Origin of the sequence: Rhizobium sp. 18065, from assembly GCF_902706095.1 — a bacterium.
Lineage (GTDB): Bacteria > Pseudomonadota > Alphaproteobacteria > Rhizobiales > Rhizobiaceae > Allorhizobium.
In genome coordinates, this window is sequence record NZ_CACSJP010000004.1 from 173,032 (window position 1) to 184,233 (window position 11,202).

Annotated in this window: 10 protein-coding genes; 5 read left to right on the top strand and 5 right to left on the bottom strand. The window is 60.0% G+C overall.

Annotated elements, in window-relative coordinates; all coding sequences use genetic code 11:
* Nucleotides 1-117: 117 nt before the first annotated feature.
* Nucleotides 118-885 (bottom strand): DeoR/GlpR family DNA-binding transcription regulator, encoded by a 768-nt coding sequence (locus tag GVK95_RS12025; protein ID WP_159949863.1) that lies wholly within the window; start codon nt 883-885, stop codon nt 118-120.
* A gap of 245 nt (nt 886-1,130) precedes the next feature.
* Here GVK95_RS12025 and GVK95_RS12030 point away from each other — a divergent pair, with 245 nt between their 5' ends.
* Both GVK95_RS12030 and GVK95_RS12035 read left to right on the top strand, forming a co-directional pair.
* The gene (locus tag GVK95_RS12030; protein ID WP_159950287.1) at nt 1,131-2,060 is read left to right on the top strand and encodes a phosphotransferase; all 930 of its coding nucleotides are present in this window, start codon (nt 1,131-1,133) and stop codon (nt 2,058-2,060) included.
* A complete protein-coding gene (locus GVK95_RS12035) occupies nt 2,057-4,498 on the top strand; it encodes an FAD-dependent oxidoreductase (RefSeq protein ID WP_159949865.1) in 2,442 nt (813 codons plus the stop codon). Before GVK95_RS12030 ends, GVK95_RS12035 begins: the two co-directional genes overlap by 4 nt.
* Nucleotides 4,499-4,552: 54 nt before the next feature.
* On the opposite strand, the gene GVK95_RS12040 is transcribed toward GVK95_RS12035, so the two are convergent.
* The 3 genes from GVK95_RS12040 to GVK95_RS12050 all read right to left on the bottom strand — a co-directional run bounded on the left by GVK95_RS12040 (nt 4,553) and on the right by GVK95_RS12050 (nt 6,799).
* Nucleotides 4,553-4,852, bottom strand: coding sequence for a DUF982 domain-containing protein (locus GVK95_RS12040; protein WP_159949867.1), 300 nt, complete (start codon nt 4,850-4,852; stop codon nt 4,553-4,555).
* Nucleotides 4,853-4,925: 73 nt separating this feature from the next.
* A complete protein-coding gene (locus GVK95_RS12045) occupies nt 4,926-5,774 on the bottom strand; it encodes a PfkB family carbohydrate kinase (protein ID WP_159949869.1) in 849 nt (282 codons plus the stop codon).
* Complete coding sequence (locus GVK95_RS12050) at nt 5,771-6,799, bottom strand: substrate-binding domain-containing protein (protein WP_159950290.1); 1,029 nt, start codon at nt 6,797-6,799, stop codon at nt 5,771-5,773. The genes GVK95_RS12045 and GVK95_RS12050 overlap by 4 nt, the downstream gene beginning before the upstream one ends.
* Nucleotides 6,800-7,128: 329 nt before the next feature.
* Between GVK95_RS12050 and GVK95_RS12055 the strand changes: the two genes are divergently transcribed.
* Both GVK95_RS12055 and GVK95_RS12060 read left to right on the top strand, forming a co-directional pair.
* Nucleotides 7,129-7,920 carry a ThuA domain-containing protein gene (locus GVK95_RS12055; protein ID WP_159950292.1) on the top strand — a complete coding sequence of 264 codons (792 nt, stop codon included), beginning with the start codon at nt 7,129-7,131 and terminating at the stop codon, nt 7,918-7,920.
* Nucleotides 7,917-8,975, top strand: coding sequence for a Gfo/Idh/MocA family oxidoreductase (locus tag GVK95_RS12060; protein ID WP_159949871.1), 1,059 nt, complete (start codon nt 7,917-7,919; stop codon nt 8,973-8,975). The genes GVK95_RS12055 and GVK95_RS12060 overlap by 4 nt, the downstream gene beginning before the upstream one ends.
* Nucleotides 8,976-9,080: 105 nt before the next feature.
* On the opposite strand, the gene iolG is transcribed toward GVK95_RS12060, so the two are convergent.
* Nucleotides 9,081-10,076: an inositol 2-dehydrogenase gene (gene iolG, locus GVK95_RS12065; protein ID WP_159949873.1), complete on the bottom strand. Its 996-nt coding sequence runs from the start codon at nt 10,074-10,076 to the stop codon at nt 9,081-9,083.
* 210 nt (nt 10,077-10,286) lie between these two features.
* Between iolG and GVK95_RS12070 the strand changes: the two genes are divergently transcribed.
* Nucleotides 10,287-11,105 carry a MurR/RpiR family transcriptional regulator gene (locus GVK95_RS12070; protein WP_159949875.1) on the top strand — a complete coding sequence of 273 codons (819 nt, stop codon included), beginning with the start codon at nt 10,287-10,289 and terminating at the stop codon, nt 11,103-11,105.
* Nucleotides 11,106-11,202 lie beyond the last annotated feature (97 nt).

The window sequence follows — 11,202 nt, forward strand, 5'->3', positions numbered from 1 at the left end:
GCCGCGGAGGGCAACACTTGTGGAGATCTTACGACATCCCTGCCACCAGAGCCACCGCAAAGCAACGCTTGGTTGGGCCTTTTCCCAGATATCGTTGTCGGATGTCGCGACCGTTGTTTAGCACGGCCGTGCAATGGTGCAGGCAACCCCCGCTGCTTCCAGTGCGCCGGTGATATCGGCGGGCGGTGTGCCGTCGGTGACGAGATGCGTCAGGTCGCTGAAGTCGCAAACCTTGACCAGGCCACTGCGATTGAATTTGCTCTGGTCGGTGACTGCGATCCGCCTGTCGCCGCGGGTCAGCAACGTCCGGGCGAACTCGGCTTCCTCGAAGTCGAAGTCCAGTATGCCCGAACCGGCACTCACGGCCCCCACCGAGATTACGGCATGCAGGACATGGAAACGGCCGATGAAGTCGATCGCTGTCGAGCCGAACGCGGCGCCATTGTCCGAGCGCAGTTCGCCGCCGGCCATATACACCCGGTTTTCGTTGCTGGTCGCCAATGTTCTGGCGATGTCGGACGAGTTGGTGATCACTGTCAGGCGACGGTGACCGAGCAGTTCGCGCGCCAGGATGCTCGTTGTCGTTCCCGTGTCGAGCATGATGGAATCGCCGTCGCGGATGGTTGCAGCGAGTTCCCTGGCAATGGCTTTCTTTGCCTCGGGGTTGTCGCGCAGGCGTCGTTCAAAAGGTGCCTCGCCGAGCATCGAGGGCAGGGCGACGGCGCCGTGCATCCGAACAATCGCGTGGCTGTCGGCAAGCGGGCGCAAGTCGCGACGGACGGTTTCGAACGATACACCAAGGCGACCGGCCAGCTCGGCGATCGAGAGGGTGCCGTTTTGCTGCAGAAGATTCAGTATGTCCCGATGTCGTTTTGATTCCGCCATGCTGACGTCCCGGTGCTGTTGCCGTGTTAGCGATGCAATCCAGTGCGTCAAAAGTAAAGTCACAAAATCGGTCAATTAGTCACAAATATCCACACAGTCGATTGACAGCTTGATCTGGCTGCACGAAGCTTGGTCATCCTCCGGGTCTCCAAGAAAAACACATGGGAACGGATCCAGAGGCTGGACTGAACCGTTTGAACCGCTGGGAGGTCATGCGTGCTGTATCCGAACAAGGCGTGGCGCCGATGAGCGTGACGGACGTTGCGACCGGCCAGGTTGGTGAGACCAGTGCCAACAGGGATCGCATCCGGCACTTGCCCTGCTGGAACGGGTCGATCGAGATCGCCCTTCTCAAGGGTGGCATCAGCAATGAAAGTTATGTTGTCACCGATGCAATCGGCCGCCATGTCATACGTTTCGGCAAGGATTATCCGTTTCACCATGTCTCGCGGCAGCGTGAATTGATGGTGGCGCAAAGTGCGCATGCGGCGGGTTTTGGACCGGAAGTCCGATATGCCGAGTCCGGCGTAATGGTGACGGCATTTCTGGGCGCCAAGACCTTTGGTGCCGAAGACGTTGTCGCCAATGCTGATGCTGTTGCCCGGCTGCTGAAACGTTTCCATGAGGTTATGGCCCGCTATGTCAGCGGCAGTGCCTATCTGTTCTGGCCTTTTCATGTCGTGCGCGACTATGCGCGGACGCTGGTTGCGGGCGACAGCCGGATGGTCCCGCAACTGCCCGACTACCTGAAACTGGCCGAGGAACTGGAGCATGCGCAGGTGCCGCTGCCGATCGTCTTTGGCCACAATGATCTGTTGCCTGCCAATATTCTCGATGATGGTGAAAGGCTCTGGCTGATCGATTTCGAATATGCCGGCTATTCGACGGCCATGTTCGATCTGGCGGGCGCAACGTCGAATTCCGGCTTTTCTGACGATGCCAGCCTTGAATTCATCGCTCACTATCTTGGCCGACAGCCGGATCCCGATTTCCTCAAGGCCTTTGCCGCCATGCAGTGCGCGTCGCTGCTGCGCGAGGCGATGTGGAGCATGGTTTCGGAGCTTCATCTGAATGCGCCCGGTGCAGATTACGTCACCTATACCGGTGAAAATCTCGTCCGCCTTGAGGCGGCGCTCGACCGCTATCGTTCTCTCTATGGAAAGACATCTGCATGACCACGCTTCCATCCCATGCCCAGATCGTCGTTATCGGCGGCGGCATCATCGGTTGCTCGACGGCCTATCATCTGGCGCGAGACCACAAGGCCGACGTGATCCTGCTGGAGCAGGGAACGCTGACGTCCGGCTCGACATGGCATGCCGCTGGTCTGGTCGGGCAACTGCGCTCGTCGGCCTCGATCACCCGGGTGCTCAAATATTCCGTCGATCTCTACAAGGGGCTTGAGGCCGAGACGGGTCTTGCCACCGGTTGGAAGATGACGGGTTGCCTGCGGCTGGCGACCAATCAGGACCGCTGGACGGAGTTCCGGCGGCTGGCGACGACGGCCGGCAGCTTCGGTATGGAGATGCATCTCGTGTCGCCGGAAGAAGTCAAGCGGATGTGGCCGCTGATGAATGTCGACGATCTGGTCGGCGCTAGCTGGCTGCCGACCGATGGACAGGCGAGCCCGTCCGACATCACCCAGTCGCTCGCCCGCGGTGCGCGCATGCATGGTGCAAAAATCGTCGAGAATGTCCGTGTCACCGGCTTCGAGATGCAGGATGGCCGCATCCTCAAGGTCAAGACGACGCTCGGCGACATCGCTTGTGAAAAGGTAGTCAATTGTGCCGGGCAATGGGCCAGGCAGGTCGGCGCTATGGCGGGCATCAACGTGCCGCTGCAGCCGGTCAAGCATCAGTATATCATCACCGAGAAGCTGGATGGCCTTTCGACCGACGCGCCGACGATCCGCGATCCGGACCGGCTGACCTATTTCAAGGAGGAAGTGGGCGGTCTGGTGATGGGCGGCTATGAACCAAATCCACAACCTTGGACGACGGGAGACGTGCCGGACGAATGGGCGTTCCGGCTGTTCGACGACGATTTCGATCATTTCGAGCAGCATATGGTGCAGGCGATCGAACGCATTCCGGCGCTGGAGACGGCCGGGGTCAAGCAGATGATCAACGGCCCGGAAAGCTTCACGCCCGATGGAAACTTCATTCTCGGCGTGGCGCCGGAATGCAAGAACATGTTCGTCGGTGCCGGCTTCAACGCCTTCGGCATTGCGTCGGGTGGCGGCGCGGGCTGGGTGCTGGCGCAATGGGTCGTTGATGGCGAAGCGCCGCTCGATCTCTGGGTGGTCGATATTCGGCGTTTTGCCGGCATGCACCGCGATCGGCAATGGGTGCTCGATCGCACCCTTGAAGCCTATGGCAAGCATTATACGATCGGCTTTCCGCATGAGGAATACCAGAGCGGCCGGCCAAGGCTTGTGTCACCGCTTTATGATCGACTGAAGGGGCACGGCGCCGTGTTCGGCTCGAAGCTCGGCTGGGAGCGACCGAACTGGTTTGCGCCTGCCGGCACCGAAGGCAGCGACGTCTATTCCATGGGCCGACAGAACTGGTTCGATGCGGTTGGTGCCGAGCATCATCATGTGCGCGAAGCAGTCGGGATCTTCGACCAATCCTCGTTTGCCAAATACGAGATGCGCGGTCCGGATGCGGTGCGCGTACTCGACCGCATCTGTGCCAATGATTTGACGAAGCCTGTCGGCCGGTTGAGCTATACTCAATTGCTCAATACGCGTGGCGGCATCGAGGCCGATCTGACGGTGGCCCGGATTGCCGAGGACAGGTTCTATATCGTGACCGGTACCGGATTTCGCACACATGACTTCGGCTGGATCGCCGATCATATTCCGGAAGATGCCACGGTCAGCTTCACCGATGTGACAGAGGAATGGGGGACATTGTCGCTGATGGGTCCACAGGCGCGTGACGTGCTTTCGGTGGTGACGACGGCAGATGTCAGCAATGCCGGGTTTCCATTCGGCCATGTCCGCGAAATCGATATCGCCGGCAGCTCTGTCCGGGCACTGCGCATCACCTATGTCGGTGAGCTTGGTTGGGAACTGCATGTGCCGATCGCGGCGATCGGTGAGGTTTTCGACGTGCTGATGGCAGCCGGTGCTGCGCACGGGATCAAACCGATCGGCTACCGGGCGCTGGAATCCTTGCGTCTGGAAAAAGGCTATCGCGCCTGGGGCTCGGACATCACGCCCAATGACACTCCGCTGGAAGCGGGCCTCGGGTTTGCCGTCAAGATGAAGACTGATGCCGATTTCATCGGTCGTTCAGCCTTGTCTGCAGTCGCCGGTCAGCCGCTGAAAAAGCGGTTGGTGGGTTTTACTGCCGGCTCGGATGTGGTCCTGCTCGGACGCGAAACGATCCTGCGCAATGGCGAGCCTGTCGGTTATCTGACCAGCGGTGGTTATGGCTACACGCTCGGCAAGGCGATTGGCTATGGTTATGTCCGCCATGCAGATGGGGTGTCTGATAGCTACCTCACCGATGCCACGTATGAGCTGGTTGTCGCCATGGATCGAGTGCCGGCGCAGGTTCATCTCGGCCCGATGTTCGATCCGGCGATGGTCCGGATCAAGGCCTGAACCCAACGGAGGGCCCAGGCCTGCTGTGGCGCAGCGATCTCTGGAGCATCGTCCTCAAGCAACGGCCTTCCTGTGCGGCCGAAAGCTGATCAGGCGCGACGGGTCAGTACACTGGGGCATGCCTGCCTCGTCGGCGGCTGCAATGAAGGCCGCACGGGCCAATTCACTGGCGCGGGGACTGCGCAGGGCGTTGCGGCAGAGAAGAACTGCGCGTTGGTAAGCAATGCCTCTGCGTGTCGGCCATTCCGCTTCGAGAAAATCGAGCGCATCGTAGACATTGCAGAATCGTCTTGTCAGGCCGCAGTGCAGATCCAGCTCGACGGGAACGGTCCATGCGATATTTGCTTCGGTCATGCAGTCCTCCATTTCGATCCCACGAACTCGCAAGATGGGATGGAAGTTCCCGGCCGGCGCACAAATAAGTTAGTTATTTATTTGATTTTTCTGTGAACATTGCCTCGCGTTCCAAAAGCCATTCGGCTGTGGACCGGCTGGCATTCAAGGCTGCGTCGGTGATTTTGGCGCCGTTGAGCAGGCTGTCTATCAGGGCTCCGCTGAACGTGTCGCCGGCGCCGATGGTGTCTCGCACCGTGACGTGCATTGGCACCGGTATCCTGCTTTCCGTCCGACCGTCGAAGACGGATGTCGGTTCCGGACCGTCGGTCATGACGAGATGGCGAAGCCGGGCGCCGGCGAGCGCCTGCGCGTCCCGCCAGATGGCCTCGATCGGTTTTCCCGGCATATCCGCCTTGGAGCCGACGATGACGTCGGCAGGGCGCGGCTCGCCGTCGCGCAGCGGCAATTGTGAAACGACCAGCGGGGCGGCGTTCAGCGACTGGCGGATGGTTTCGCACAGATGCGGGCCATTGATGTAGAAGGCATCGGCTGAGGCTGGTTGTGCCAGGGCGAAGGTGCGGGCGAGACGGCGCTCGTTGGAAAGAATGGTGCGTTCGCCGGTCGGGTCGAGGAGGATATCGGCAAAATCCGTTTCTCCCTGCCGCTCCGTGATCAGGCTGGTGTCAAAGCCATCCTCTGCAAGCGAGGCGTACGCATTTTGACCATGGCTGTCACTCATCAGGTTGGACAGGATGCGGACATGATGGCCGAAATCAAGCAGGCGTCTGGCCGTGAAGTAGCCGCCGCCGCCCAGCCTCGCCTCGCGAGCACGCCAGGCAATCCGGCCGCCTGCGCGCAATGGTTCGGTCAGGTGCCAGATCCTGTCGTGGTTGATGTGACCGATGACAATGACGGTCTTGCCGGTTCTGTTGGTATTCATGCAGACAGGTCCCGTGGTGCAGGCTTGCTGGAGTCTCTGAGAATAAGCTCGACCGGCCACAGTTCCTGTATCCCGACCGGGTCGCGGCCGGCCAGAATTTGCAGCAGCAGGTCGGCAATCCGGGTGCCGGCGGCGCGGATCGACGAGCGTGTCGTCGACAGGGACGGGGCCATGTTGTCGGCGGTCAGATACGGAAAGACGTCGTCATGGGCGATGACCGAAATATCCGTGCCGATACCAAGGTTCATCGCGCGTGCTGCCCGGTAGACGCCCAATGCCGTCATCATCGAGCCGGCGACGAAGGCTGTCGGCTGTGGCCGCTTTTCCAGCGCCGCCCTGGCAAGCCGGAAACCGACTTCATCGGTGAAATTTCCATGAGCAACAATGCCGGCGTCGTAAGGGATGTCCCTTGCCTGTAGCGCTGAACGATAACCAAGATCGCGATGGCGGGTGAAGGTCAGGCCTTCGTTCCCATTGATCAGGGCGATCCGCCGGTGGCCGAGATCCAGTAAATGGTCCGTGGCACGGCGAATGGCGCCTTCGTTATCGATGTCGAGCCACGCATGCGGTACGTCCGTCTGCGAGCGGCCATGAACGATGAAGGGTATCTTCAACTGGTGCAGCAGTGCGATGCGCGGATCATCCGGTCGCGGAGAGTGGATGACAACCGCGTCGACCCTGCGGCTTTCAGCCAGGCGCTTGTATATCTGAAGCTCGTCACGGCTGTCCTGCTCGGCCATGGGCGTCACGAGAATGTCGATGTCTTCGCGGCCCAGTCGCTCCGCCATGCCGCTCATGAATTCGGAGAACTGGTACTCTCCAGCCTGGCTCATCACCACGCCAATGGCACCGGCGCGCCCTGTCGCCAGACGCACGGCGTTGATGTTCGGCCGATAACCCAACCGATTGGCCTCGTCCATGACACGTGCGCGCGTCACTTCGCTGACCTCCGGATAACCGCTCAATGCACGACTGACCGTGGTTTGAGACAGGCCAACCTTCAGGGCAAATTCCTTGAGCTTCATTGCCTTGTTCATCGCTTCGACGGATTGAAATTCCTGCAGCATGCATGGCAAGATTTTGCTGGATGGGCAAGACGATAGGGAGCGAAAGCGCTTTCAATATTTCGCGGAAAGTTCTTTCAAAAGGAGAATTGACCTGTCCGTTCTGATCTTGCTCCTGTCCATTCTAGACGGAAATGTCTTTTGACAAAGACTGGAAGTTTTGCCAGTTTGCGAGAACCAAAGCGGTTTCAAGTCATCGAGTCCATGGATCCGTTTGTGCGATGAGACATTGTAGAGGCCAGTCAGCGCCGCATAGTCGTGGCGTGTGAAAAGGGAGAGTTTGCGTGCCAATCAGAACGCCAATCAGAACGGTTGTCTGGGGTGAGAACATCCATGAGCGGGAAAATGCCGTTGTCCGCAGTATTTATCCCGACGGGATGCATGCGACGATTGCGGCTGCCCTCAACGTCGACGGTGACATCGAGGCGACGACCGCGACGCTGCAGGAACCGGAGCATGGTCTGCCGGTCGAGCGGCTGGCGGAGACGGATGTGCTGGTCTGGTGGGGACACAAGGCGCATGGCGATGTGTCCGACGAAATCGTCGAGCGGGTGGCCCGGCGCGTGTGGGAGGGCATGGGTCTGCTCGTGCTGCATTCGGGCCATTTTTCCAAGCCGTTCAAGCGCTTGATGGGTACGCCCTGCGCCTTGAAATGGCGTGAGGCAGGCGAGCGCGAGCGTCTCTGGACCGTCAATCCTGGCCATCCGATCGCAGCCGGCATTCCGGAAAACTTCGTGCTGGAAAACGAAGAGATGTATGGTGAGTTCTTTTCGGTGCCGGAGCCACTGGAAACGGTGTTCATCTCCTGGTTTGCGGGCGGCGAAGTCTTCCGGTCGGGCCTGACCTGGCGGCGCGGGGCCGGCAATATCTTCTACTTCCGCCCCGGTCATGAGACCTATCCGACCTATCATGATGCCAACGTGCAGCAGGTCATCCGCAATGGGGTGAAATGGGCCTATAATCCGATGCCGCGCTACGGTGCGGTGCATGATGCACCGAATGTGCCGGTCGAACATGCGCTGGAGCCGATCACCGAACGCGGCCCCCGTCTGCATCAGGCCGGCGAGGAAGGTTACAAATGACGAAGCCGATCCGTCTTCTGGTGCTTGGCACCGGTGGCATGGCCAATACCCATGTGATGCATTTCTCGACCATCAGCGATGTTCAGATTGTCGCTGCGGTGGATCTGGATATCGCCACGGTTCGCGCCTTCGCCACGCGTCACGGCATACCCAATACGTTCACGTCCCTGGAGGAGGCGATCGCCTGGGGCGAGTTCGATGCGGTGACCAATGTCACCCCTGATCGCATCCACTATCCGACGACGCTACAGCTTCTGGCGGCGGGCAAGCATGTGATGTGTGAAAAGCCGCTTGCCGAAAACTATGCCAAGGCGGATGAAATGGCGAGGGCTGCCGAGACGTCAGGTCTGGTCAATATGGTCAACCTGACCTACCGCAATGTGGCGGAGGTTCAGAAGGCGCGGCAGATGGTGATCGGTGGCGAGATCGGCCAGGTTCGCCATATCGAGGCCTCCTATCTGCAGAGCTGGCTGGTGTCCAAGGCCTGGGGCGACTGGGCGACGGAGAGCCAATGGCTGTGGCGGCTGTCGACGAAGCATGGCTCGAACGGCGTGCTTGGCGATGTCGGCATTCATATCCTCGACTTCGCAGGATTTGGCGCCGCGACCGATATCGATCACATCTTCGCGCGGCTGAAGACCTTCGAAAAGGCGCCGGGCAACAAGATCGGCGAATATGACCTCGACGCCAATGACAGTTTCACCATGACGACCGAATTCACCAATGGCGCGATGGGTGTGATCCATGCCAGCCGCTGGGCGACCGGGCATCTGAACGAACTGCGGCTCAGGGTGCATGGCGACAAGGGTGCGTTGGAAGTGATCCACACGCCGGAAGGTTCCTCGCTTCGGGCCTGCCTGCAGGATGATGTTGAAACGGCAGTCTGGCGCGAGATCGAAGTCGATCCAGTCGAGACGAACTACCAGAAGTTCATCACCGCGATTCAGACGCGCAACAATCTCCAGGAGCCCGGTTTTCGCCATGCCGCCGAGCTGCAAAAGGTCCTCGATCTTGCGATGCTCACGGAAGTCGAACGGCGCGAAATGGCGGTCTGATCGTCTGACGCCAACCAAACAACAAAACGCCGCCCGAGGAGGTTCGGGCGGCGCTTCTGTTTGGTGCGGTCACGATGACTGCGCCAAATTTCCCGATATGTCAGATCAGTATGCGACCTTGATTGCGGTACCTTCCTTGGCGGCCTTGATGGCAGCGTCAGCCAGCGCCAGCGCGATCAAGCCGTCTTCTGCCGAGGGCGACATCGCCGTTCCCTGCTCGAGACTGTCGATGAAGGCCGAGATCTCGGCGGCATAGGCGGCGGTGTAGCGGGTCATGAAGAAGTCGTGCAGCGGCGGGCGGGTGTAACCGTCCTTGTTGGCGACTTCGATCGAGACCGGGCGCTGGTTTTCGGCAGACACCGAACCCAGCGAACCATGAACTTCGATGCGCTGGTCGTAGCCGTAGGATGCGCGGCGGGAATTGGAGATGATCGCCTGGCGGCCGGTCTTGGTCGTCAGGATCAGCGAGGCGCTGTCATAATCGCCGAGTTCGCCGATCTTCGGATCGACCAGTACGGAAGCCGAGGCCATGACGGTGTCGATTTCTTCGCCGAGCAGGAAGCGGGCCATGTCGAAGTCGTGAATGGTCATGTCGCGGAAGATGCCGCCGGAGACCTTGATGTATTCGGCCGGCGGTGCGCCCGGATCGCGGCTGGTGATCGTCACCATCTCGACCTTGCCGATCGAGCCCTTGTCGATCTCCTTGCGCACGGCCTGGAAATGCGGATCGAAGCGGCGGTTGAAGCCGAGCATGACCTTGCCGCCGACGGTGCGCACGGTTTCCAGGCAAGCCTTGGCCCGGGCGACGTCCAGATCGATCGGCTTTTCGCAGAAGATCGCCTTGCCGGCCTTGGCGAAGCGCTCGATCAGATCGGCATGGGTGTTGGTCGGCGTGCAGATGATGACTGCGTCGATGTCCTTGTCCGCCTCGATTTCCTCGATCGTCTTCACCTCGCAGCCGGTCTGGGTTGCGATGGCATTGGCGGCATCGGCAAACGCGTCGGCGACAGCTACCAGCTTGGCGCGCTTGTCTTCCGCGATGGCTTTCGCATGTACCTTGCCGATGCGGCCGGCGCCCAGAAGGGCCAATCTCGTGACCATGTCATTTCCTCCCATGCTCGCTCTGCCGAGTTCCATCGGCGGCGGCGTCGTTGTTGCAGCGGACCCGACTTTCGGCAGGGGCCATCCCCGTGGCTGGTCCCGACGTTCATCTCCTCGATGAATATTCCAGATCCGTATTTGGAATATACGTTCTATTTTGCTAGATTGTGATACGGTTTGTGTCAAGCGTGGTTCGTGGAAAGGATGTGAATGGAAGAGATCGGCGGGCCGGTATCGGTGAAGGCGTTCGAGGAGCGGTTGCTGGAGGTATCCGGCAGTCTGCCGAAGCGGCTTCGGCAATGTGCAGATTATGTCGCGGCCAATCAGGATCGCATTGCTGTCTCGACGGTCGCAGAGATGGCGGAAGGGGCGGGCGTTCAGCCCTCGGCCTTCATGCGCTTCTGCCAGATCATGGGTTTTTCCGGGTTTTCCGAAATGCAGCGGCTGTTTCGCGACAGCTTTGTCGGCGGCTGGCCGGACTATTCGACGCGGCTCGATCACCTGCGGGAAAAGGCCGAAGGTAGCCCCTCGGCATTGCTCGCCGAATTCGTCGAGGCGGGGCGACTGTCGCTGGAAAATCTGCTGAAAACCGTTGATCCGCAGGCGCTGGACAAGGCTGTCGCAACGCTTTCCTCCGCGCATATGATCCATATCGTCGGCCTGCGGCGATCCTTCCCGGTGGCAAGCTACATGGCCTATGCCTTCGAGAAGATGGGTGTTCCTGCGATGTTGCACAGCGTGGTCGGGCGTCTGGAAAATCATCATGCGATCCGAGATGGCGATGCGCTGCTGGCGATCACCTTTGCCCCCTATTCGGCCGAGACGATCGACCTGGTCGAGCAGGTCTGCGGGCGCGGCATTCCGGTGGTTGCGGTCACGGACACGGCGGTCAGTCCTCTGCGCCGGTTCGATGCGATTGCGCTCTCGGTTTCCGAGGTCGATTTCGGTGCCTTCCGCTCACTGTCTGCCACGCTATGTCTGGCAATCACGCTGTCCGTCGCTGTCGGGACGGCGCGACAAGATGGCTGAATATTTGTGTTGAAAGGTCTAAAAATAGAATTTATAGTCCATTTCGGAAGAGGATCTTGATCGACATTCCATTCGAATGCGATCGGCAGCGGCAGGC

Excerpts from the sequence above, each read along its gene's own strand:
- GVK95_RS12025 (WP_159949863.1), bottom strand. The coding sequence starts at position 885 with ATGGCGGAATCAAAACGACATCGGGACATACTGAATCTTCTGCAGCAA.
- GVK95_RS12030 (WP_159950287.1), top strand. The coding sequence starts at position 1,131 with ATGAGCGTGACGGACGTTGCGACCGGCCAGGTTGGTGAGACCAGTGCC.
- GVK95_RS12035 (WP_159949865.1), top strand. The coding sequence starts at position 2,057 with ATGACCACGCTTCCATCCCATGCCCAGATCGTCGTTATCGGCGGCGGC.
- GVK95_RS12040 (WP_159949867.1), bottom strand. The coding sequence starts at position 4,852 with ATGACCGAAGCAAATATCGCATGGACCGTTCCCGTCGAGCTGGATCTG.
- GVK95_RS12045 (WP_159949869.1), bottom strand. The coding sequence starts at position 5,774 with ATGAATACCAACAGAACCGGCAAGACCGTCATTGTCATCGGTCACATC.
- GVK95_RS12050 (WP_159950290.1), bottom strand. The coding sequence starts at position 6,799 with ATGAAGCTCAAGGAATTTGCCCTGAAGGTTGGCCTGTCTCAAACCACG.
- GVK95_RS12060 (WP_159949871.1), top strand. The coding sequence starts at position 7,917 with ATGACGAAGCCGATCCGTCTTCTGGTGCTTGGCACCGGTGGCATGGCC.
- iolG (WP_159949873.1), bottom strand. The coding sequence starts at position 10,076 with ATGGTCACGAGATTGGCCCTTCTGGGCGCCGGCCGCATCGGCAAGGTA.
- GVK95_RS12070 (WP_159949875.1), top strand. The coding sequence starts at position 10,287 with ATGGAAGAGATCGGCGGGCCGGTATCGGTGAAGGCGTTCGAGGAGCGG.